19 protein-coding genes are annotated in these 21,581 nt (G+C 70.1%); 16 read left to right on the top strand and 3 right to left on the bottom strand.

Annotated elements, in window-relative coordinates; all coding sequences use genetic code 11:
• Positions 1 to 81: 81 nt before the first annotated feature.
• From U7230_RS10270 to U7230_RS10250, 5 genes are all read left to right on the top strand, one after another.
• Positions 82 to 1,716, top strand: coding sequence for an acyl-CoA mutase large subunit family protein (locus tag U7230_RS10270; protein WP_324715753.1), 1,635 nt, complete (start codon positions 82 to 84; stop codon positions 1,714 to 1,716).
• Positions 1,713 to 2,141 carry a cobalamin B12-binding domain-containing protein gene (locus tag U7230_RS10265; RefSeq protein WP_324715752.1) on the top strand — a complete coding sequence of 143 codons (429 nt, stop codon included), beginning with the start codon at positions 1,713 to 1,715 and terminating at the stop codon, positions 2,139 to 2,141. The genes U7230_RS10270 and U7230_RS10265 overlap by 4 nt, the downstream gene beginning before the upstream one ends.
• A 22-nt stretch (positions 2,142 to 2,163) precedes the next feature.
• On the top strand, positions 2,164 to 2,508 hold the full coding sequence (gene cutA / locus U7230_RS10260; protein WP_324715751.1) for a divalent-cation tolerance protein CutA: 345 nt from the start codon (positions 2,164 to 2,166) through the stop codon (positions 2,506 to 2,508).
• Positions 2,505 to 3,815: a molybdopterin molybdotransferase MoeA gene (locus U7230_RS10255; protein ID WP_324715750.1), complete on the top strand. Its 1,311-nt coding sequence runs from the start codon at positions 2,505 to 2,507 to the stop codon at positions 3,813 to 3,815. The genes cutA and U7230_RS10255 overlap by 4 nt, the downstream gene beginning before the upstream one ends.
• Positions 3,816 to 3,974: 159 nt before the next feature.
• Entirely contained in the window at positions 3,975 to 4,523 is a 549-nt protein-coding gene (locus U7230_RS10250; RefSeq protein ID WP_324715749.1) for a Spy/CpxP family protein refolding chaperone, read from the top strand.
• 477 nt (positions 4,524 to 5,000) lie between these two features.
• Here U7230_RS10250 and U7230_RS10245 read toward each other — a convergent pair whose 3' ends face one another.
• On the bottom strand, positions 5,001 to 5,441 hold the full coding sequence (locus tag U7230_RS10245; protein WP_324715748.1) for a hypothetical protein: 441 nt from the start codon (positions 5,439 to 5,441) through the stop codon (positions 5,001 to 5,003).
• Positions 5,442 to 5,595: 154 nt separating this feature from the next.
• On the opposite strand from U7230_RS10245, the gene U7230_RS10240 reads away from it, so the two are divergent.
• Complete coding sequence (locus tag U7230_RS10240; protein WP_324715747.1) at positions 5,596 to 6,135, top strand: hypothetical protein; 540 nt, start codon at positions 5,596 to 5,598, stop codon at positions 6,133 to 6,135.
• Here the strand turns inward: U7230_RS10240 and U7230_RS10235 are convergent.
• Both U7230_RS10235 and U7230_RS10230 read right to left on the bottom strand, forming a co-directional pair.
• On the bottom strand, positions 6,128 to 7,522 hold the full coding sequence (locus U7230_RS10235; protein ID WP_324715746.1) for a thiamine pyrophosphate-dependent enzyme: 1,395 nt from the start codon (positions 7,520 to 7,522) through the stop codon (positions 6,128 to 6,130). The two genes, U7230_RS10240 and U7230_RS10235, sit on opposite strands and share 8 nt — an antisense overlap.
• Positions 7,523 to 7,545: 23 nt before the next feature.
• A complete protein-coding gene (locus U7230_RS10230) occupies positions 7,546 to 8,664 on the bottom strand; it encodes a hypothetical protein (RefSeq protein WP_324715745.1) in 1,119 nt (372 codons plus the stop codon).
• A gap of 252 nt (positions 8,665 to 8,916) precedes the next feature.
• Between U7230_RS10230 and U7230_RS10225 the strand changes: the two genes are divergently transcribed.
• The 10 genes from U7230_RS10225 to U7230_RS10180 all read left to right on the top strand — a co-directional run bounded on the left by U7230_RS10225 (position 8,917) and on the right by U7230_RS10180 (position 21,314).
• Positions 8,917 to 9,861 (top strand): TAXI family TRAP transporter solute-binding subunit, encoded by a 945-nt coding sequence (locus U7230_RS10225; RefSeq protein WP_324718227.1) that lies wholly within the window; start codon positions 8,917 to 8,919, stop codon positions 9,859 to 9,861.
• Positions 9,862 to 9,955: 94 nt separating this feature from the next.
• Entirely contained in the window at positions 9,956 to 10,489 is a 534-nt protein-coding gene (locus U7230_RS10220) for a DUF1850 domain-containing protein (protein WP_324715744.1), read from the top strand.
• Positions 10,476 to 12,464 carry a TRAP transporter permease gene (locus U7230_RS10215; RefSeq protein ID WP_324715743.1) on the top strand — a complete coding sequence of 663 codons (1,989 nt, stop codon included), beginning with the start codon at positions 10,476 to 10,478 and terminating at the stop codon, positions 12,462 to 12,464. Before U7230_RS10220 ends, U7230_RS10215 begins: the two co-directional genes overlap by 14 nt.
• Complete coding sequence (locus U7230_RS10210) at positions 12,464 to 13,462, top strand: metallophosphoesterase (protein ID WP_324718226.1); 999 nt, start codon at positions 12,464 to 12,466, stop codon at positions 13,460 to 13,462. The genes U7230_RS10215 and U7230_RS10210 overlap by 1 nt, the downstream gene beginning before the upstream one ends.
• 30 nt (positions 13,463 to 13,492) lie before the next feature.
• The gene (locus tag U7230_RS10205) at positions 13,493 to 14,449 is read left to right on the top strand and encodes a deoxyribonuclease IV (protein WP_324715742.1); all 957 of its coding nucleotides are present in this window, start codon (positions 13,493 to 13,495) and stop codon (positions 14,447 to 14,449) included.
• A 224-nt stretch (positions 14,450 to 14,673) separates the two neighbouring features.
• Positions 14,674 to 15,906, top strand: coding sequence for a Glu/Leu/Phe/Val family dehydrogenase (locus U7230_RS10200; RefSeq protein ID WP_404980661.1), 1,233 nt, complete (start codon positions 14,674 to 14,676; stop codon positions 15,904 to 15,906).
• Positions 15,907 to 16,041: 135 nt separating this feature from the next.
• Positions 16,042 to 17,154 (top strand): ABC transporter ATP-binding protein, encoded by a 1,113-nt coding sequence (locus tag U7230_RS10195; RefSeq protein WP_324715740.1) that lies wholly within the window; start codon positions 16,042 to 16,044, stop codon positions 17,152 to 17,154.
• Positions 17,154 to 18,023, top strand: a complete 870-nt coding sequence (locus tag U7230_RS10190) for an ABC transporter permease (protein WP_324715739.1) — start codon at positions 17,154 to 17,156, stop codon at positions 18,021 to 18,023. The genes U7230_RS10195 and U7230_RS10190 overlap by 1 nt, the downstream gene beginning before the upstream one ends.
• Complete coding sequence (locus tag U7230_RS10185; RefSeq protein ID WP_324715738.1) at positions 18,014 to 18,871, top strand: ABC transporter permease; 858 nt, start codon at positions 18,014 to 18,016, stop codon at positions 18,869 to 18,871. The genes U7230_RS10190 and U7230_RS10185 overlap by 10 nt, the downstream gene beginning before the upstream one ends.
• A gap of 148 nt (positions 18,872 to 19,019) precedes the next feature.
• The gene (locus tag U7230_RS10180) at positions 19,020 to 21,314 is read left to right on the top strand and encodes an NADP-dependent malic enzyme (protein WP_324715737.1); all 2,295 of its coding nucleotides are present in this window, start codon (positions 19,020 to 19,022) and stop codon (positions 21,312 to 21,314) included.
• Positions 21,315 to 21,581: the final 267 nt, after the last annotated feature.

Raw genomic sequence — 21,581 nt, 5'->3', positions numbered from 1 at the left:
TCCTGGGCGTACCCCTGTGAGCAGGGGCAGGCGCGCCGGCTGGCGGGCGCTTCCACCGCAGGGAGGGGAGTTGAGAGGAGCATGAGGGCCGACGCTTCCGAGCATCGGGAGGACCAGCAAGAGCGCGCCGGCGGCTTCGCCACGCTCTCCTGGATCCCGTTGAAGCAGGTGTACACGCCGCACGACGTGGAGGACCTGGACTACTCCCGGGACCTGGGCGACCCCGGCCAGTACCCGTTCACCCGGGGGATTCACGCGGACATGTACCGGGGCCGCCGGTGGACCATGCGCCAGTTCGCCGGGTACGGCACGGCCGAGGAGACCAACCGCCGCTTCCACTACCTCCTGGAAAACGGGCAGACGGGGCTTTCGGTGGCCTTCGACCTGCCGACCCTGCTGGGTTACGACTCGGACCACCCGAGGGCCAGGGGCGAGGTCGGGCGCGAGGGGGTGGCGGTCGACACCCTGGCGGACATGGAGCGCATATTCGAGGGCATTCCCCTCGACCAGGTGACCACCTCCATGACCGTCAACGGGCCGGCGGCCATCCTGATGGCGATGTACGTCGCCGTAGCGGAGAAGCAGGGGGTACCCCTCTCCCGCATCGGCGGTACCGTTCAAAACGACATCCTGAAGGAATACATCGCCCAGAAGGAGTTCATCTTCCCGCCGGAGCCGTCGCTGAAGCTGGTGGTGGACACCATCGAGTTCGCCACCCGGTACATGCCCCGGTGGAACACCGTCTCCATCAGCGGGTACCACATCCGCGAGGCGGGTGCTACGGCGGTCCAGGAACTCGCTTTCACCCTGGCGGACGGCCTGACCTACGTGGAGGCGTGCCTCGAGCGCGGTCTGGACGTCGATGCGTTCGCCCCGAGGCTTTCCTTCTTCTTCAACAGCCACAACGACTTCTTCGAGGAGATCGCCAAGTTCCGGGCAGCCCGGCGGATGTGGGCGCACTTCATGAAAGAGCGGTACCATGCCCGCAACCCCCGGTCGTGGATGCTTCGCTTCCATACCCAAACGGCCGGTTGTTCGCTGACCGCCCAGCAGCCCGAGGTCAACGTGGTGAGGGTGACGCTGCAGGCCCTGGCCGCGGTGCTCGGGGGCACCCAGTCCCTGCACACCAACAGCCTGGACGAGGCGCTGGCGTTGCCGACGGAGCAGGCGGCGCGCGTTGCGCTCCGCACCCAGCAGGTCATCGCCGAGGAAAGCGGCGTGGCCAACGTGGTCGATCCCCTCGGGGGCTCCTACTTCGTGGAGGCCCTGACCTCCGAGATGGAGCGGCGGGCCACGGAGTACATCGACCGCATCTTCGAGATGGGCGGCATGATCGAGGCGATCCGCCGCGGTTATCCCCAGCGGGAGATTGCCGAGGCGGCGTATCGCTTCCAGCGGGAAGTGGCCGAGGGGCGCCGCGTGGTGGTCGGCGTCAACCGCTACACCATCCCGCCGGAGGAGGACCGGGGCGTACCCATCCTGCGCATCGACCCCGAGCTCGAGACGCGGCAGGTGGAGAAGCTGCAGCAGGTGAAGGCCCGCCGGGACGACCGCAGGGTGCGGCTCGCGCTGGACGCCCTGCGAGATGCGGCTCAGCGGGACGACAACACCATGCCGGCCATCCTCGAGGCGGTCAAGGCGTACGCGACCCTCGGGGAGATGACGGAGACTCTCAAGAGCGTCTGGGGGAGCTACGTGGAGGAGGCGGTCGTATGAGCGATGCGGCCGGCCCGAAGGCCCTTCCGATCCGCGTCCTGGCGGCCAAGGTCGGATTGGACGGGCATGATCGGGGCATCAAGGTGATCGCCCGCGCGCTCCGGGATGCGGGGATGGAGGTGATCTACTCGGGGTTGTTCCGGACCCCTGAGGAGCTGGCACGCACGGCGGTGGACGAAGACGTCGACGTGGTGGCGATCAGCATCCTGTCAGGGGCACACAATGCGCTCATCCCGCAGGTGCTGGAGAAGCTGCGCGCGCTCGGCGCCGGGGACGTGCCGGTGGTGGTGGGCGGCACGATCCCCTCGGAGGACGCGGAGCACCTGGTGGGTTTGGGCGTGCGCCGGGTCTTCCCGCCCGGGTCGGACCTGGGCGAAATCGTCCGCTACGTGCGCAGCGTCGCTCGCTCCCGAGCGCCGGTGTGAGAGAAGGGACGGGCAGGTCCCCATGACCGGGCGAGCTTACCTCGTGTACATCACCGCGGGCGGCGAAGAAGAGGCGCGTCGTATCGCCCGCTCCCTGGTCGAACGCAGGCTGGCGGCGTGCGCCAGCGTGGTGCCGGCCGTCCATTCGGTCTACTGGTGGGAAGGCCGGTTGGAGGAGGCGGGCGAGGCCCTGGTGCTGGTGAAGACGGTGGCGGAGGCCCTCGAGCCGCTGGAACGAGCAGTACGGGAGATGCATTCCTACTCCGTGCCCGCCATCTCCGCCATTCCCATCGAACGGCTGCACGAGCCGTACTGGCGCTGGATGCAAGAGGAAATCCGGCCCCGGGGGGAGGGGACGGGGAAGTGACGCACGACTCGGCCACGAGCGGGGGCACGCCCGAGGTCGGCCTGGAGGGGCTGCTCTCATACGAACAGGCCCTTTCCCGCGTGCTCGCCGCGGCCAGGGAGCTGGGGCCTGTGGGGGCGGAGGAGGTCTCGTTGGAGGAGGCGGCCGGGCGAGTGCTCGCCGAGGATGTGGTCGCGGAGGAGGACGTGCCCCTGGCCAGCCGCGCCACGATGGACGGGTACGCGGTCCGTGCCCGGGACGTGGAGCAGGCCTCTGAGAAGAGCCCGGTCGTCGTGCGGGTGCTCCAGACGGTGACCGCCGGTTCGCAGGCGTCGGCGCGGGTGGGCCCCCTGGAGTGCGTCCGGGTGATGACGGGTGTGCCTCTCCCGCCGGGGGCCGACGCGGTGGTGCCGCAGGAGGTGACCGCCCCGCAGCCCGGCGGGGCCATTGCGGTGATGCGGCCCGTCGGGACGGGCGCCAACACGTTCGCGGCAGGCGGGGACATCAGGGCCGGGGAGGTCGCCCTCCGGGAAGGCCGCATGTTGACGGCGGGAGCCGTGGGGCTCCTCGCAGCGCTGGGGCGGGTGAGGGTCCGCGTGCGCAGGCGCCCGGTCTTTGCCGTGGTAGCAACGGGCGACGAAGTGGTGGAGGCCTCGGCCCCGCGCCTTGGTCCCGGCCAGGTGCGCAACAGCAACGCCTACGCCCTGGGTGCACAGCTTCGGGCCTGGGGGGCGAGCGTGCGGCTGGCGGGCGTGGCGCGTGACGACGAGGGGGCGCTGCGCGATACAGTCCTGGCCGCCATGGAGCGGGCGGACGCCCTGGCCATCACGGGCGGCATGAGCGTCGGCCTGCGGGACCTGGTGCACGCCACCCTGGCGGCTCTGGGGGTGCAGTGGCGCTTCCACCGGGTCGCCATTCGTCCGGGCCGGCCCGTGGCTTTCGGGGTCTGGGACGGGCGCCCCGTCTTTGGCCTGCCGGGCACGCCCGGGGGCGCCATGGTCGCCGCGGAGCTCTTCATGCGGCCACTGGTCAGGGTGTGGCTGGGACATCCCTGGCACCCTCCGGAGCTCACGGGTACGCTCGCGACGCCCCTCGAGATGACCCCCGGGCGGTTGAGGTGGTTGCGCGCCCGGGCGTGGCTCTCGGGGGGCCGGTTGGTGGTGGAACCCCTGGCCCGCCAATCGTCGTCGTCGGTCCGCTCCCCGGCTGAAGCCCGGGTGCTGGTCGCCATCCCGGTCGAGGTGGAGCGGCTGCCGGCCGGGGCCGAGGTGCGGGTGCGCCTGCTGGCCGACACGGAGTGGGACGGGCTGCCGGGAGCGGCGGGATGAGCCGGGGCCGGGCTTCTTCGGATCTCCACAATCCCTTCATACGCGGACCAGAGCGTCATGGCACAGTAAGCCCCGGAGAGAGGCGCGGGGGGTCGGCAGAGCGCCGGGCTCCGGACGGCGCCCTCCCAGACGAAAGGGCAAGAAAAGGGGCGATGGACTGTGCGCGACTGGATGCGGGGCAAGCGGGTAACGCCATGGATCGTGGCCGTGGCGGCGCTGGGCCTGGTGGTGTCGGTGGCCGCCGTCGGCCTCGCGGCTCCTCCTCGTGGCCGGGCGGCAGGGCCGGGAGCGTGGGGCGCAGCGGGCAGCGTGCCTCCGGTGTGGCAGGCGCTGGGTCTGACGGATCAGCAAATCAGCCAGATCCAGGAGATCCAGACCAAGGCGTATCAGGAGGCGGCGCCCATCCAGCAGCAACTGCTGGCCAAGCGCCAGGAACTGGCGCTGGTGCTGCGGCAGGCGCAGCCGGACCAGGCGAAGGCCAAGTCCTTGCTGCAGGAGATCGGGCAGCTGCAGCAAAAGCTGGCGGAGCAGCGGCTGCAGACTCAGCTGGCGATCCGGGCGGTCTTGACCGATGAGCAGAAGGCGAAGATCACGACCTTCGGGCCCTACGGCGGCGGTTTGGGCATGGGGCCGTGCGGCGGCGGCCTGGGCCGCGGCTACCGTGGCGGCGGCATGGGCCGCATGATGGGCCCGGGCTGGGGCTGGTAAACCGGCACCACCGGAGCCGGCCGGCCGATGCCGGTGACTGCAACGAGGAAGCGCCCGGGCTCGAGCTCGGGCGCTTCCTTCCTGACGCCAGCGAACTGGTCGCATGCTTGCGCTTACCAGGGACGACTGCTCACTTTTCCTTCTTCGGAGCCGGCTTCTTGGTCTCCTTCGCGGGCTTCTTCTCCATGGAACGAGTCCACCTCCTCTCCACCGGAGGGGACGTGCAGGAGCAAGGCCCACACGCCGGGCGGTCGCAAGCCGCCTCGGGCTCCTGACCACGCGGCCCCCATCGGGATGACCACTCCCGATTTCTGCCATCACTCTAGCACGGGTCGCAGGCGGGTCAATGCGCCGCGCGCCACCCCCCGCCGCGCGGCATCTGGAGGTAACTGGCACGAAGGATGAAACCCCGCGAAATCTCCCTCGATCTCCATCGATCTCCTTCGGGCTTCGTCGCACGAACCCGATCGTTGCTCCCTACTCCGTGCCCTCGAAGTCGCCCTCTTCCCGCTCGATGCGCCGGATGAGACCGAGGACGTCCTCGACCGACTCCAGGACGAAGTCGGGGGCCTCGTCGAGGCTGCCGGGCTGCTGATCCTCCCCCGGTTCGGGCACGACGAGCACGCTCTTCAGGCGGTGCCGGTTGGCCCACCGGATGGAGCGCTCCGGGCGGCCGCCCACGACCAGCACTGTGCTGCCTCTTCCGGCCGCAAGAGGCGGGAGGTCCGACAGGCTCTCCGCATGCTCCCACGCACCGCCCTCCGGCGGCGACGCCGGTACCAGGCCGGGAGGCCCCACCACCCAGACCCGCCGGTGCTTCGCTGACTCGTACGCGACGCGGGCGAGACTCCGCGCCAGCTGGTCGCGCGGTTGCCGGTCGACCAGCTCGTCGGCCACCAGGACCACGGTACTCACCATGTCGTCCACCTTCTCGCGCGCTCCCTCCAGGACGGCGGGATGGGATGGCGAACATGCCCCTATAATACCGATGCGAATTTACCATACCCCGGGCGCGGCGCCCCGCCCGGGCCGCCGTACCCGAAAACGGAGGCCTTACGCCACGGCCGGATCGATGAAACACCACGAGGTACCCGACAAGGTATGGCTCCCCTGGGTGCGAGAGGGCCCCTACCTGGTCCGCCGCCAGCACCTGGTCGCACGGGACGAGGGCCTGGTTTCGGTCTGCCCGGTCCCGGTGGGCCAGCAGATCCGGGGCCTGTGCAAGGCCACCCTGGAAGAGCTGGCGGACGCCCTTTCCCGGGACGTTTGGGAAACGGCCCGCAAGCTCGCCAGAACCCTGGTCGAGGGGCGGCCTTACCGGCTGATCGAACGGGATCACCAGAGGGCGCGCCGTGACCTGGCCACGCTCCACGAAGCGTTGATGGCGCTTTGCCGGGCAGGGCTCGTGCAGGTCTACTGCCGCAACCGCCGGCGTGCCGAGACCAGGTGGGAGGTCCGCCACGTGGATCTCACCAACTGGGGCAGGGCCGTGCTCATCGCACTGGAGGCGGTGCCCATCCCGGGCATGGATCACAAGACCGGTGCCCCCGGCTCCCGTAACGGGCACCACGCCAGGGTCTCCCGTGCCGGCGGGACGAGGCCGGTCACGTGACCTTGCGGGAAGGAGCGGCCGGCTCCCAGACGGTCTGCCGCTCCTCGAGCGCCTGCCGCATCTCCTGCGCGACCGTCTCGCGGCTTTCCATGTCGACGGATGCCCGCAGCGCTTCGGCGCTGACCAGCCCTTCCCGCTCGGCCACCGCCGCGAGCACTGCCAGTGCCGCCGCCCGCTTGCCGAGGCGATCGGCGTAGAAAGGCTCGACGCTCGCCCGGGTGGCGCCGATACGCCCTGCCAGGCTGTGCTCGACGTAGATGCGTGTGCCGGGCCCCATCCGGGATGGCAGCGAAGCGGTGACGCCGGCTCCCTCCGGGGCCGTGACCACCAGGATGTCCGGAGCCGGGACGCCGGTGTAGCCGATAGGCTCCGGGCTGACCACGAGTTCGGAGATCGAGTGGCCGGTCATGACGGTCACCGGGTAGTCGTCCCGCTGCGTGGCGTACAGCCCGGACAGCACCGCCGCCCTGGCCAGCACCGTCGCCGCCGACCGCACCTTCTCGCCGGCCGCCCCCGCCAGGGTGAGGGAGCGCCGCCGCTCGAGCCTGCTCTGGAAGCGGGGCTCGATGCCCCCTGCCCGGCCGCCTGCAGCCGGTGCGACCCGGGAGGCCGGGGCGCCCTGCGAGGCCGAGGCCAGGGTCCTGGCAAGCTCCGGGCGCTGCCTGTGCACCAGCACGCCGGAGGCCATGCCGCTCGAGGCGAGCATGGCTTCCATGGCCTTGCGGCTGAACCGGTTGTTGGGCACGAAGTACGCCGTGCACAGCTCCCAGATGTCCAGCAGGGCGAACCCGTCCGTCGACAGGGCCTCGTAAATGAGGGCGTCGAGCCCGGGGTCGAACGCGGTGGTGCGGGCGACGAAGGATGCGCCGTTGACCGCTGCGGTCGCCGCCACGTCCATCGGGGCCTCGAGGTTGCCGGCGGGCGTCGTGGCCGTGATGCTGCCGGAAGGGGTGAGCACGGAGTGCTGCCCGCCCGTCATCCCGAAGTTGAAGTTGTCGAAGACCAGCACCGTGACGCCGACGTTGCGCCGGGCGGCGCTGATGAGGTGGTGGCCGCCGATGCCGCAGCCGCCGTCCCCGATCAGCACGACGACGGTCAGCTCGGGCCGCGCCAGCTTGATGCCCGTCGCGTAGGTGACGGCCCGCCCGTGCAGCCCGTGAAAGGCGTGGGTCACGAAGTACTGGTCGGACAGGCCCACGCACCCGATATCGGTGACGATGGCGACCTCGTGGGCCGGCCTACCGAGGCGCACGAGCGCCCGGTCCAGGGCGTCGAGGATGTGCCCGTGACCGCATCCCGGGCAGAAGGGGTAAGGCAACCGGGAGGGATCGAGCATCGTGGCGGCGGGCGCCTGCATCTGCTCGTCGCTGCCGATTCTCGTGGCCATGCTTTCCCTGCCTCCCTGCTCGCTCACGCCACCGCGCGGGCGATCTCCTCCGGCGTGATCAGCTCCCCGTCGACCCGGTGCACGCCGCTCACCTCCCGGCCTCCGGCCGCGAGGCGCTCCACCTCGAGGCGGAGCTGCCCCAAATTGAGCTCTGCCACCACGACCCGCCGCACGCCCTCGAGCGCCCGGGAAAGCGCCCTGGCGGGCAGCGGCCACACCGAACGCAGCACCGCCAGCGAGACGGCCCGGCCTGCCCGCCGGAGCTCCAGCACGGCGTCCCTGGCGGAACGGGCGCTCACCCCGTAACTGACGATGAGCGTCGTGGCCCCAGGCAGAAGGTCGAGCACCACGTCCTCGATCTCGCGAGCCGCCGCCTCGATCTTGGCGCTCAGGTGCCGGTTGAGCCGGTCGACCTTGGCGGGCTGCTTGGTGAGGTACCCCGCCTCGTCATGGGTAGAGGTGTTGACGCGGGTCACGATCGGCCCCCCGATAGGCGCAAAGGCGGGGACGTCCTCGGGCGCCTCCACGGCGTACGGCCGGTACGGCTTGCCGGGATCGGCCAGGCGTCGCCCCTCGACCGGGTAAGGCACGAGGCGATCCGGATCGACGGTGTCGGCGGTCATGACCACCTCTTTGTCGGCCAGCAGGAAGACGGGCGCCCGAAGCCGCTCGGCCCATGCGAACGCCTTCATGGTCAAATGGTAACACTCCGCGGCATCGGATGGGCTGAACGCGACGATGGGGTAGCCCCCCGACGTGCCCCACCGGACGAACTGCAAGTCGCCCTGCGCGACCGTCGTCGCCCCGCCCGTCGCCGGCCCCAGGCGCTGGACGTCCACGATCACGAGCGGCACCTCGGCCATGATGGCGAGCCCGACGTTTTCACTGTAGAGGCTGATCCCCGGGCCGCTCGTGGCCGTCATGGCGCGTCGTCCGGCCATGGCAGCGCCGATGCACATCCCGATGGAGGCGATCTCGTCCTCGGCCTGGATGGCGACGCCTCCCCGCCCGGGCAAGGCCCGCACCATACCGGCCAGGATGGGGGAGGCAGGGGTGATGGGGTAACCGGCGAAAAAGTCGCACCCGGCGTCGAGGGCTCCCTGGACGATGGCCTGGGCACCCGTGATGAAGGCCCGGCGCATGGGGAATCCGGCCTCCTTTCTCCGTCCCCGGGATCATTCGCCGCCCGCGGGTCCGTCCTCTCCCGGCGCGCTCCCTTTGGAGGGGGCCTCCCTTCAAAGGAATGAGACGGATTTTCGTCGAATGCTCCCACCCGTCCGCGCGCGGCTTGCTTTTCTCGTGGGTCGTTGCTAGCAACCGGTATCCGGATCCGTGAGGGCAACCGTCGCCATTTCAACCTTGCATCGAGGGAGGTCGGTCGAGCCGTGAGAAGCATGGCCGGGACGCGCCTGGCCTTCGTGGCGGCCGCGCTGGTGGCTGCGCTACCGGTAGGGGCGTCGGCGGCAGAGTTCGTAACGATTGCCGCCGGGGGCACCGCCGGCGTGTACTATCCGCTGGGCGGCGCCCTGGCGGAGATCTTCAACCAGCACGTGCCCGGGGTCAACGCGTCCGTACAGGCAACCGGAGCCTCCGTGGCCAACGTCAACTTGCTGGCCCAGGGCCAGGCCGAGCTGGCGTTCATCCAAAACGACATCGCCTACTATGCGGCCAACGGCACCGAGATGTTCCAGGGGCGCAAGGTCGCGACGCTGAAGGGCGTCGCCACCCTCTATCCCGAGGTCATCCAGATCGTGGCACTCAAGCAGGCCAACATCCGGTCCGTGGCCGACCTCAAGGGGAAGCGGGTCGCGGTAGGCGACATCGGCAGCGGTACCGAGGCCAACGCCCGCCAGATCCTCGAAGCTGCGGGGCTCACGTACAAGGACGTTTCCGTGAGCTACCTCTCCTTCGCCGAGGCGGCCAGCAACCTGAGGGATGGGCACGTGGACGCCGCGTTCGTGACGGCGGGGATCCCCACCGCCGCCATCCAGGACATCGCCGTCCAGAAGGAAGTCACCATCGTGGCCGTCCCCTCCGACCTGGCCCGCAAGCTCCGGCAGCGGTACCCGTTCTACACGGCCGTGACCGTGCCGGGGGGTACGTACCGGGGGATCGACCAGGACGTTGCGACCGTGGCGGTCAAGGCGATGCTGGTGACGCGGGCGGACCTGCCCGACGACCTCGTGTTCCGCCTGACCAGGGCGCTGTTCGACAACCTACCGCGCCTCGGCCAGGCCCACGTGCGCGGCAAGGACGTCAGCCTGGAGGGGGCCCGGGACGGCATGTCGCTGGACCTCCATCCGGGCGCGGCCCGTTTCTACCAGCAGGCCGGAGGCTGACGGGAGGGCAGCGTCGACGGCAGGGCTTCGACGGGTGACGGCCGAGGCCCGGGCGGCCGGCGGGCGGGCGCTCCGTGGGGGGTGCCGGCCCGCCGTGCCGCGATGCGCTCAGATGCTCGCCGGGGCGGCCCGGGCCGGAGGGCTCGCGATCGCGCTGGCCGCGTCGGTCGTGCTGGCAGCACCGGGCGGTGTCGCCGGCGAAGTTCCGGCGGGCGAGGCGGTTTGGGTGGAGGTCCGGGACGCCGCGTCGGGCGCCTTGCTGCTGCGGCTGTCACCGGACCATCCGGATGCGGCGTTTTCGATCGAGTATCGCCACTCGGTGGAGAAGACCCGGGTGCGGGAGTATTTCCGGTGGGACGACGGGATCGTGCTCTACCGCACCGAGTATTCCTCGCTCGGGGCCGGGCTCCCGCCCGAGGGCCGGTTGGAGTGGCGGGACGGACAGGCGATCCTGGTGCTGGACGGCCTGCACCGGGTGATCCCGCACCTCGTCGTGCGGACGTGGCCCTGGACGGAACACCAGCTGTGGGTGAACGGGCAGGCGTATCCCTTGAGCCGGCTGGCAGGGCCGGGCGCGGCCCTGGAGCTGGAGATCGTGGGGGTAGGGGAGGAGCATGGCGGAACTTAGAGGCGGCGCGACCGCGGCGGGCTCAGGCAGCGACGCCGCAGAAGAACGCATCGACATCGACGAGGTACTGGCGCGATACGACCGGGAGTCTGCCTACCGGAGGCTGCGGGGGCCGGTCGGGGCGGCCGTGGCGCTGCTAGCCATTGCGTTCTCGGTGTTCCAGCTCTACACGGCCGCCTTTGGAGTCTTCGACGCACGGATCCAGCGGGCCGTTCACCTCGCCTTCGGGATGGCCCTGGTCTACCTCCTCTACCCGGCTCGCCGCAGCGGTGACCGCACGCGGCTCGTCTGGTGGGACGTGGCGCTCGCGCTGGCGGCGGCGGCCTCGTCGCTCTATCTGGTCGTCTTTTACCAGGAGATCGTGCTGCGCGCGGCCATGCCGACCCGGGTCGACATCGTGGTGGCGCTGGCGGCGCTCGTGCTCGTGCTGGAGGCGACCCGCCGGGTGGTGGGCTGGCCCATCGTGATCATCGGGATGGGGTTCATCGCCTACGCCCTGGCCGGTCGCCACCTGCCGGGCTTCTTCGCCCACCGGGGGTTCTCGCTCACCCAGGTGGCGAGCCACCTGTACTTCACGACGGAGGGGATCTTCGGGATTCCGCTCGGGGTGTCGTCGACGTTCATCTTCCTGTTCATCCTCTTCGGGGCTTTCCTCGAGAAGACCGGGATCGGCCGGTTTTTCATCGATCTCGCCAACGCGGTCGCGGGATGGGCCTCCGGAGGGCCGGCCAAGGTGGCGGTGATCACCAGCGCCCTGGAGGGAACCATCTCGGGCAGCTCCGTCGCCAACACGGTGGGGTCGGGCAGCTTTACCATCCCCATGATGAAGCGCCTGGGCTACCGGCCGGAGTTCGCCGCAGCGGTGGAAGCGGCGGCCTCCACCGGGGGCCAGATCATGCCGCCCGTCATGGGAGCGGCCGCGTTCCTCATGGCCGAGTTCACCGGGATCCCGTACATCGAGGTGGCCAAGTCGGCCGCGGTGCCGGCGCTCCTTTACTTCACCGGCATCTTCATCGCGGTGCACTACGAGGCCAAGCGCCTCGGCTTGCGCGGCCTGCCGCGCAAAGACCTTCCCGGATTCTGGAGCGTGCTCGCAAGCCGAGGACATCTCTTCCTGCCGCTCGTCGGCATCATCTGGCTGTTGCTCGAGGGCAGCACCCCCATGAAGGCGGCCTTCTACGGGATCGTCCTCGCCATCGGCGCCTCGATGGTGCATCCCTCGACCCGGATGAGCTGGCGCGATTTCGTGGCAGCGCTCGAGCAAGGCGCCAAAGGGGCGCTGGGCGTGGTCATGGCCACGGCGGCGGCGGGCATCATCATCGGCGTCGTCACGCTGACCGGGCTCGGGCTCAAGCTGGCGAGCGGCCTGGTCGAACTGGCGCGAGGCAACTTGCTGTTGACCATGCTGTCCACGATGGTGACGTCGCTCATCCTCGGCATGGGGGTGCCGACCACCGCCAACTACGTCATCACCTCCACCATCGCCGCTCCGGCCCTGCTGCGGTTGGGCGTGCCGCTCCTGGCGGCCCACATGTTCGTCTTCTACTTCGGGGTCGTGGCCGACATCACGCCGCCCGTGGCGCTGGCCGCGTACGCAGGCTCGGGCATTGCCGGCAGCAACCCGATGCGAACGGGCGTGATCGCCACGCGCCTTGCGGTGGGCGCGTTCTTGGTGCCGTACATCTTCGTCATGTCCCCGGTGCTGCTGCTGCAGGACGTGCACCTGCTCCAGGTCCTGCAGATGACCTTCACGTCGCTGGCCGGAATGTTCGCCGTGGCCGTGGCGCTCGGGGGCTTCATGAGGACGCATCTCACCGTCGTCGAGCGCGTGATGCTGTTGGCCGGAGGGGTCATGATGATCGACCCCGGCCTCGTAACGGATCTCATAGGGGTGGGCTTGATGGCGGCGGTCGTGGCCCGGCAGTGGCTGGCGACGAGAGGGTATGGGTCCCGGTCCGTGGCCGCGGCGCGGTGATGGCGTCCTGGCCGGAGGCGGTGGCCGGCGCCGCCGCGGCCGCTTTCGCCGCGGCCTGGGGGGCCGGGCTGTGGGAGGCATCACGCCTGGTGACCCGGCACCTCTCGTTCACGGTGAGCTCCGACGGGCTCTGGCCGGTACCCCCGGGGAAAGGGCCGCTCCCGCCCGGGGAAGGGGGCCACGAAGAGGGCCGCCCGACGGGTCGGGTCGCTTTGCGGGTCGTCCAGCTCTCGGATCTGCACCTGCATCGCAGGCCAGGCCGGTCCCACCGGCTGGCCCTGGAGGCCCTGGCCGAGCTGCGGCCCCAGCTGGCGGTGGTGACGGGGGATCTGGTGGACGGCGCGTCCCGCCCGGGCGTGGCCGAGCGTTTCGTGGAGGAGCTGGCGGCGCTTGCCAGGACCGTCGTGGTGTGGGGCAATCACGACCACGACCGCTCGGACCTCATGGGGCCGCTTCGCGAGCGCCTCGAGGCCCGGGGCGGGTGGGTCCTGGTCAACCGGCGGGTGGAGCTCGTCTCCCGTGGCCTGAGCCTCCAGCTCGTAGGAGTCGACACGCCGGACCTGCGCCTCGATCGGTGCCGCCAGGCGATCGAGCGAGCGCCGGTGGCGCAGGCGCGGTGGGACGACGAGGCAGGACGCTGGGTGCAGGGGACGGCCCTGTCCGGGTGGGACGGGCCGGAGGACGCCGGGTCGGGGCCCGTGGCTACCGCACGGCTGATCGCCGCGCACACCTACCACGTCGTCGACCACGACGAAGGGTGCACCCATGGGGCGCTGGTCCTGGCAGGAGACACGCACGGCGGCCAGGTGGTGCTGCCGCTGTTGGGCCCTGTCTGGGCCCGGTGGGTCCACCACCACCGCTACGTGGAAGGGCTGCACCGGGTCGGGTCAGCGTGGCTGTACGTCAACCGGGGCCTGGGCACCATCGGCGTGCCGGTGAGGTTACGGTGTCCCCCCGAGCTGACCGTCGTTGACCTGATGGTCTCCCATGCGACATGATCCCCTGGGCAGGAGGCCACAGCGACAGCCGTGATCATCGGGTGCCACCTCAGTACCGGAGCCGGCTTTTCCCGTGCCGTGGACAATGCCGGGCGGCTCGGCGCCGACGCGTTCCAGTACTTTCCCAAGAACCCCCGCAGCTACCGCATCAAGGCGGTCGATCGCCACGCCTGGGAGAAAGAGGGCCGGCTGGCCCGGGAGCGAGGGCTCGTGACGGTAGGGCACTCCGCCTACGTCACCAACCTCTCCACCGCGGACCCCGCGCTGCGGGAGACGACCATCGCCTCCATCGTCAACGAGCTCGAGATCTGCGAAGCGTACGGGACGCCATGGCTGGTGGTCCACTGCGGGCGCCACATGGGAGAGGGATGGGAGATCGGGCGGCGGCGGATGGTGGAGGCGGTCGACGAGGTCATGCGCCGCTTCCAGGGGCGGTGCCAGCTGCTCCTGGAGAACACTGCGGGCCAGGGAAGCGAGATCGGCCGCACGGTGGACGAGCTCCTCTCCATCCATGAAGCACTGGAGAGCCGGCGACGGGTCGGCTTCTGCCTGGACAGCTGCCACGCGTTCGCTTCGGGGATGCTGGAGCCGGGGGCCTACGAGCGGTTCGCGGCCGAGGTGCGTCGCCCGGAGTTTGCCGGGTACTTGCGGGTCGTGCACTTCAACGACTCCAAGGGCGGGGCCGGGGAGCAGGTGGACCGGCACGCCTTGCTGGGGCAGGGGCGGATGGGTGCCTTGCTGGTGGAGATGCTCCGGGATCCCTTCTTCCAGGCTCTTCCCGTGATCATCGAGACCCCGGTGGCCCAGGAGGACGACTACGCCGCGGAGATCGAGAAGGCCCGGCGGTGGGCCATGGGGGAGGACTCTCACCAGGAGGGGGGAGAGGCGGCTCCTCTTGTGGCAACGGGTCAGGGCCGCAAGACGGAGCAAACCGGAGCAAAGCCAAGCCGCGCCAAGAAGCCCGGGAGAAAACCGGCGGGTGGCTGAGCCTTCACGTGCGCCTGCGGCGGGCACGGGTGTGCGCGAGTGGCCGGAGGCGCTGTATACCGGGTACACTATACATGCATGAATGCGGCAGGAGCATGCCGATGGAGGGCGGGGATGGGCCCGTGGATGAGAAGGTGGGTGTGACCACCCGATCTGCCGGGCAGCCGTTGGGAGTCGGTCAGCCACAGACCGAGGACGTGGGTCTGGTAGGGCTGGCCGATTTCATGGTGCAGCGGGCGGCGGGCGTGCTCGGGGTGCCGTCCGACTTCGTGGCGAGGCTTTCCGTGCCGGACCGCGAGGTGACCGTGCACGTGCCCGTTCGGATGGACAATGGCCGATGGCGGGTCTTCAAGGGTTATCGCGTGCAGCACTGCAACGCCCGCGGGCCGTACAAGGGCGGGATCCGATATCACCCGGAGGTCGGCATCGAGGAGGTCCGGGGTCTTGCCGCACTGATGACGTGGAAGTGTGCCGTCGTGGACGTGCCGTTCGGCGGCGCGAAGGGCGGCGTGGAGGTAGACGCCACCGAGCTCTCCCAGGGGGAGCTCGAGCGGTTGACCCGGGGTTACACGCTGCTGATGCTCCCCAACTGGGGGCCGCAGACGGACATCCCGGCACCGGACGTCAACACCAACGAGCAGATCATGGCCTGGATCATGGACACGGCCAGCTCGGCCCTGGGGCGCCCCGTACCCGCGATCGTGACCGGTAAGCCGGTGGCGGTCGGGGGTACCGTCGGCCGGCGGGAGGCCACCGGGCGCGGGGTGGCCATCGTCACCATGCGCATGCTCGAGCGCCTGGGCTGGCGGCCTTCGAGCACGAGACTGGCCGTGCAAGGGTTCGGCAACGTGGGGCGCTGGGCGGCCCGTATCCTGGCCGATGCCGGCTTGAAGGTCGAGGCGATCAGCGACATCTCCGGCGCCGTCTACCGGCCCGGAGGGCTGGACCTGGACGACGTGGAGCGCCACCTCCGGGAGTCGGGCGGGCTCCTGGCGACCTACCGGGCGCCCGGCATCCAGCACCTGACCAATGCGGAGCTCCTGGCTCTGGACGTTGACGTGCTCATCCCGGCGGCCATCGAGAACCAGATCACGAGCCGCAACGCTTCCCAGGTGCGCGCGCGGATGATCGTGGAGGGCGCCAACGGGCCCACCACGTCGGGTGCGCACCGGGTCCTGCTCGAACGGGGCGTGACCGTCGTCCCCGATATCCTCGCCAACGCGGGCGGTGTGGTGGTCTCCTACTTCGAGTGGGTGCAAAACCTGCGGGGTGAGGTCTGGGGCGTGGGTCAGGTCAACGAGCGCCTGGAGCAGATCATGGCCCGCGCCATGGATGACGTCTGCCACACCGCCGAGCAGTACGGGATCGACCTGAGGCTGGCCGCCTTCGTACTGGCGCTCCACCGGGTCGTGGAGAGCCTGGAGCGGCGCCGGGCGCCCGTCGAGGCCATGGCGTAGGAGAGAGAGCCGAAGCGGCGCCCGCGGATGGCCCGGTCCCGGGGGCGGAGGGGCTTTTCGCAGAGCAGGATGATCGGCCGGCCAACCGAACCCTTCGGTTGGCCGGTTCGCGCAGAACACGGCCGGGGGCGAGGCGTGGCAAGATCGACGGAGACCCCCTACGCCATCGAGACCCGGGCGCTCTGCCGGGTGTTCACGCGGGTGAGCGAGGGCAAGGGCCGGGTGGTGCGATGGCCGGGCAGCCGGCGAGGCGAAGGAGGGCCGGTCCGGCAGCAAATCCAGGCCCTGGACCGGGTGAACCTCACCGTTCACACCGGTGAGGTCTTCGGGCTGTTGGGGCCCAACGGCGCCGGCAAGACGACCCTCATCAAAGTGCTGGCGACGTTGCTGCTGCCCACCAGCGGAGAGGCCCGGGTGCTCGGGCTCGACGTGGTCACCGATCCGGTGGCCGTGCGGGAGCGGGTCGGGGTGGTCTCCGGTGGGGAGGTATCGGGGTACGGGATCCTGACGGTGCGGGAAAACCTGTGGCTGTTCTCGCAGCTCCACGGGATCCCCTCCCGCGAGGCGCGGGGCCGCATCGACGAGCTCTTGCGTGCCTTCGGGCTGTGGGAGTACCGGGACACCCGGATGAGCCGGCTTTCCACCGGCTTCCGGCAGCGGCTCAACGTTGCCAGGGGTTTCGTGTCCGACCCCGACGTGCTCTTCCTCGATGAGCCCACCCTGGGGCTCGACGTCGAGGTGGCCCGTACCATCCGAGCCCACGTTCGCGAGTGGGTGAGTACCCGCCCCGGGCGCACCGTGTTGCTGACCACGCACTACATGCTCGAGGCCGACGAGCTGTGCGACCGGGTGGCCGTGATCGACCGGGGCCGCATCGTGGCCTGTGATACGCCGGCTGCCCTCAAGCGGCTGCTGGCCACCGACGTCATGCTGCGCTTGCGCACCACCCTTCCGCCGGCGGCGGGAGACGGCGAGCGAGACGGGGCGGTCCGCCGTCTGGAGACCATCCTGTCCGGGCAGCCTGGCGTGCGGCAGGTGTCCGCGCGGTTACGCCCTTCGGACGGCTCGGTCGAGCTGTTCCTCCTGCTCGCCGACGACGCGGGGGTAGGAGGCGTGCTGGGCGCCATCGAGTCGACCGGGGGCCGGGTGCTGGAGCTGCACAAGCCCGAACCGACCCTGGAAGACGTCTTCTTGAAGCTCGTGGGGCGCAGGCTGGACGAGGGATCCAACGGGGCAGGGGAAAGCTGATGGGGCCGTCCGACGCCTCGACGGGGCCCGGCAGACGCGCCGGCCGGGGGATTGCGAGGAGCGGGGCGCGGGCCTTACGGGCCTTTTGGGCGCGGGCTTACGTCCGGGTGGTGGCCGCCAACCGGGACCTTTCGTGGATCCTGTTCGACGTGGCGCTGCCCGTGCTGGGGACGGCCGCGTACGTGTTCGTCTACCGTTCGCTCCGGGCTCCCGAGGCGTACCTGGGCTTCGTGACCATCGGCGGAGCCATGACCGCTTACTGGCTCAACGTGCTGTGGAGCATGGCGAGTCAGTTGTTTTGGGAGAAGCAAAGCGGCAACCTCGAGGCCTACATCGTGGCGCCGGCCCCCATGATGGCCATCCTGGCGGGGATGGCGACGGGCGGGCTGTTCATGACCACCATCCGCGCGGTGGTCATCGTGGCGGTGGCCGTCGCGTGGTTCCGGATCCCGCTGGTGGCCGTCGATCCGGCCGGCGTGGCAGCGGCCTTCGTCGTCAGCATGGTGGGCCTGTACGGCCTGGGGATGTCCCTGTCGTCTGCCTTCCTGCTGCACGGCCGCGAGGCGTGGCACCTCTCCAACTTGATGCAGGAGCCGGTCTACCTGTTGTCGGGGTTTTTCTTCCCGGTGCGGGCGCTGGGCTTTTGGGTGAGCGTGGCGGCCTCGATCGTGCCGCTGACGCTGGGGATGGACGCGATGCGCCAGGGCCTCTACGGCCCGGAGGCGGCCATGGCGCTGTTGCCCCTGCGCGTGGAGCTGGCGATCCTGGCAGTGCTGGCCATCGTCTTCCTGCTTGCGGCGTGGTGGCTGCTGCGGGTGATGGAGCGGCTCGCGCGGCGTGAGGGGAGGCTGACGCTCCGGTGGCAGTGAGACGTCGGAGCGTGGCCCACACGATACTGGGCGGCGTGTGGCTCGGCTGGAAAGTCGACAGCAACTGGGCCGACCCGTGGCTCTTCGCCGGCTACGCCATCCTGCGGCCGCTGGCGCAGAGCCTGATCCTGGTGGTCATGTACTGGGTCATCGCGCACGACACCACCACGGGCTACTTCGGCTCCCTCATGGTGGGCGGGGCGTTCTTCACCGTCGTGCAGTACGTGCTCGCCGGCACCTCGTGGTGCGTCATCGAGGATCGGGAGTTTTACAGCACCATCCGCTACATCTACCTGGCCTCGCGCAGCCTCGTCTGGTACCTGCTCGGGCGGGCGGTGGCCAAGCTGGCGCTCGCTCTGTTGTCGGTGGGGGTCATCCTGGTCTTCGTCAGGGTCGCGCTCGGTGCCCCGGTATGGGTGCACGGCCTCCAGACACCGGCGGGGCTCGCCGCGCTCGCGGCCGGGGTGGGCGCCACGGCGGCGATGGGTATCGGGCTGTCGGGCGTGCTACTGTTGGCGGCTCGCCGGGGCGAGTTTTACTCCGAGGCCGTCGCAGGCAGTATCTTTCTGGCGGCCGGCGCGGTCTTCCCGCCCGACGTGTTGCCCCGCTGGCTACAAGGGGTAGCCGCCGTGTTACCCCAGACCTACTGGCTCGAGGCGACGCGGCGATGGCTGGTGGAAGGCTCGTGGCAGTGGAGCGCGTGGCTGAGCCGGCTGCCGGACGGCGAGCTCCTCGGGCGGCTGCTCGCCAGCGGCTCGGGGTGGGGTCTTGCCGGCGTCGCCGTCTTCCTGGCAGCTGAAGCTTACGTCCGTCGCACGGGCACGCTCGACCATCACACCGAAGACTGACCGCCTTTTCCCTCCTCCCATCGGCCGGCTTTCCAGGAGGTGGCCGGCCCTCCGTCGAAAGTCCCTGTATGCGTAATGGATACCGTACTCTGCGCGCAAGGCCGGTAAGACCGTTTCGTCGCGATGGAGAAAGGTGGTCAGCAAGCCCATGAAACGCGTGACGGCGGAGGAGGCGCTCGCCTACCACGAGCGGGGGCGGCCTGGCAAGATCGAGGTGACCATCACCAAGCCCTGCGCCACGCAGCGGGATCTCTCCCTCGCTTACACTCCCGGGGTCGCCGAGCCGGTGCGGGCCATCCACCGCAACCCCGACGACGCGTACCGGTACACCGCCAAAGGCAACCTGGTGGCCGTGATCTCCAACGGCACCGCCGTGCTGGGCCTGGGTGACGTGGGCGCTCTCGCCGGCAAGCCGGTCATGGAAGGCAAGGGCGTACTGTTCAAGCGGTTCGCCGACGTCGACGTCTTCGACCTGGAGCTCGACACGGACGATCCCGACGAAATCGTTCGCATCGTGAAGGCCCTCGAGCCCACCTTCGGGGGGGTCAACCTCGAGGACATCAAGGCACCCGAGTGCTTCTACATCGAGGAGAAGCTCCGGGCGATCTGCAACATCCCCATCTTCCACGACGACCAGCACGGCACCGCCATCATCTCCGGGGCGGCCCTGCTCAACGCGCTGGAGCTGGTGGGCAAAGCGTTCGCCGAGGTGCAGATCGTCATCAACGGGGCCGGGGCGTCGGGCATCGCCTGCGCGGAGTTCTTCCTCAAGCTCGGGGCCCGCCGGGAGAACATCCTGATGCTCGACTCCAAGGGTGTCATCTACGAGGGCCGCACCGAGGGGATGAACCCGTACAAGCAGCGGTTCGCCCGCCCGACGAGCAAGCGCACCCTGGCAGAAGCCATGGAGGGCGCGGACGTCTTCCTCGGCTGCTCGGTGGCCAACGTGGTGACGCAGGACATGGTCCGGTCCATGGCCGAACGTCCCATCGTCTTCGCCCTCGCCAACCCCGACCCCGAGATCCCGTACGACGAGGCGAAGGCGGCGAGGCCGGACGTCATCGTGGCGACGGGGCGGTCCGACTACCCCAACCAGGTCAACAACGTGCTGGGCTTTCCGTTCATCTTCCGAGGGGCGCTGGACGTGCAGGCGAGGGCCATCAACGACGAGATGAAGATCGCCGCAGCGCGGGCTCTGGCCGAGCTCGCCCGCCAGCCGGTGCCCGATGCGGTGCTGCGGGCGTACGGGCTCGATGCGCTGCGCTTCGGCCCGGAGTACCTCATCCCGAAGCCGCTCGACCCCCGGGTGTTGACCTGGGTGGCGCCGGCGGTGGCCAAGGCGGCGATGGACAGCCGGGTAGCCCGGCGCACGGTCGACGTGGAGGAGTACCGCCAGCAGCTCGCCCGCAAGATGGGCAAGGGGTGGGAGCTGCGGAGGAGCATCCACGTCAAGGCGGCCCGCGACCCGCGGCGGGTGGTCTTCTCCGAAGGGGAGGAGCCCAAGATCGTCCGTGCGGCGGCCATCCTCAGGGACGAGGGCATCGCCCGGCCCGTGCTGGTCGGCCGGGAGGCCGAGGTGGGGGCGCTGATGGAGCAGCTCGGGCTGCGGCGTAACGGCATCGAGGTCGTCTGGCCCCGGCAGTTCGCTCGCCTCGACGACTACGCCCGGCGGCTCTACGAGCTGCGCCAGCGACGGGGCGTGACGTTGCGGGAGGCGTCGGAGCTCGTGCGCCAGCCCAACTACTTCGGGGCCATGATGGTGCACATGGGCGACGCCGACGCCTTCGTGGCCGGCCTGACCTACCACTACCCCGAGGTGTTGCGCCCGGCGCTGCAGATCATCAAGCCCGCCGAGGGTATCCGCAACGTGGCCGGCTGTTACATCATGATCGTCAAAGACCACGTCTACTTCTTCACGGATGCGACGGTCAACATCGAGCCCACCGCGGAGGATCTGGCCGACATCGCCATCCTGACCGCGCAGCGGGCGCAGTCGCTGGGGATCGAGCCCCGGATCGCCATGCTCTCCTTCTCCAACTTCGGCTCGACCCGCCACCCGCTCGCCGACAAGGTGCGCCGGGCGGTAGCACTGGTGCAGGAGAAGCGGCCCGACCTGGTGGTGGACGGGGAGATGCAGGCCGACACGGCGGTGGTGCCGGAGATCCTCCAGGAGCAATACCCCTTCTCGCGGCTGGCACCTTTCGGAGGGGCCAACGTGCTGGTCTTCCCGGACCTGGAGGCGGCCAACGTGGCGTACAAACTGCTGGCCCGGCTCGGCGGAGCGGAGACCATCGGGCCGGTGCTCATGGGAACGGAGCGGGCCGTGCACGTGCTGCAGCGGGGCGACCAGGTCGAGGACATCGTCAACATGGCGGCCCTGGCGGTCATCGACGCGCAGGAGCGGGATCGGAGGGCTGCCGCAGCGGCCGCGCTGAGAGGCTGAACGGCGGGAAGAGCAGGACTTCAGTCCCAGAGGGCCGGTCCCGCCATGCGTCGAAAGTCCAGGTCGCGGCGGGCGCCGGCCCGCATCGTCCCTCGGGCCGGCGCAGTCGGCGGGAGAGGCTTGCAGGCACGGTCGCCGGGGGCTGCGAGGGCCTTCCGGCGGCCGTTTGTTGCATGCGGCAGCCCGGCCGGCGCCCGAGCGTCACCGGGAGAGGAGGCCCGTCCGTTGAGCGATGCCTCGAGCGACGCAGCCATGGCCGTTCCACCG

It is taken from the genome of Limnochorda sp. L945t (genome assembly GCF_035593305.1).
Taxonomy (GTDB): Bacteria; Bacillota; Limnochordia; order Limnochordales; family Geochordaceae; genus Carboxydichorda; species Carboxydichorda subterranea.
This window is presented reverse-complemented; position numbering and strand designations above follow the sequence as displayed.

Excerpts from the sequence above, each read along its gene's own strand:
- U7230_RS10270 (WP_324715753.1), top strand. The coding sequence starts at position 82 with ATGAGGGCCGACGCTTCCGAGCATCGGGAGGACCAGCAAGAGCGCGCC.
- U7230_RS10265 (WP_324715752.1), top strand. The coding sequence starts at position 1,713 with ATGAGCGATGCGGCCGGCCCGAAGGCCCTTCCGATCCGCGTCCTGGCG.
- cutA (WP_324715751.1), top strand. The coding sequence starts at position 2,164 with ATGACCGGGCGAGCTTACCTCGTGTACATCACCGCGGGCGGCGAAGAA.
- U7230_RS10245 (WP_324715748.1), bottom strand. The coding sequence starts at position 5,441 with ATGGTGAGTACCGTGGTCCTGGTGGCCGACGAGCTGGTCGACCGGCAA.
- U7230_RS10240 (WP_324715747.1), top strand. The coding sequence starts at position 5,596 with ATGAAACACCACGAGGTACCCGACAAGGTATGGCTCCCCTGGGTGCGA.
- U7230_RS10235 (WP_324715746.1), bottom strand. The coding sequence starts at position 7,522 with ATGGCCACGAGAATCGGCAGCGACGAGCAGATGCAGGCGCCCGCCGCC.
- U7230_RS10230 (WP_324715745.1), bottom strand. The coding sequence starts at position 8,664 with ATGCGCCGGGCCTTCATCACGGGTGCCCAGGCCATCGTCCAGGGAGCC.
- U7230_RS10225 (WP_324718227.1), top strand. The coding sequence starts at position 8,917 with ATGGCCGGGACGCGCCTGGCCTTCGTGGCGGCCGCGCTGGTGGCTGCG.
- U7230_RS10215 (WP_324715743.1), top strand. The coding sequence starts at position 10,476 with ATGGCGGAACTTAGAGGCGGCGCGACCGCGGCGGGCTCAGGCAGCGAC.
- U7230_RS10210 (WP_324718226.1), top strand. The coding sequence starts at position 12,464 with ATGGCGTCCTGGCCGGAGGCGGTGGCCGGCGCCGCCGCGGCCGCTTTC.
- U7230_RS10200 (WP_404980661.1), top strand. The coding sequence starts at position 14,674 with ATGGTGCAGCGGGCGGCGGGCGTGCTCGGGGTGCCGTCCGACTTCGTG.
- U7230_RS10190 (WP_324715739.1), top strand. The coding sequence starts at position 17,154 with ATGGGGCCGTCCGACGCCTCGACGGGGCCCGGCAGACGCGCCGGCCGG.
- U7230_RS10180 (WP_324715737.1), top strand. The coding sequence starts at position 19,020 with ATGAAACGCGTGACGGCGGAGGAGGCGCTCGCCTACCACGAGCGGGGG.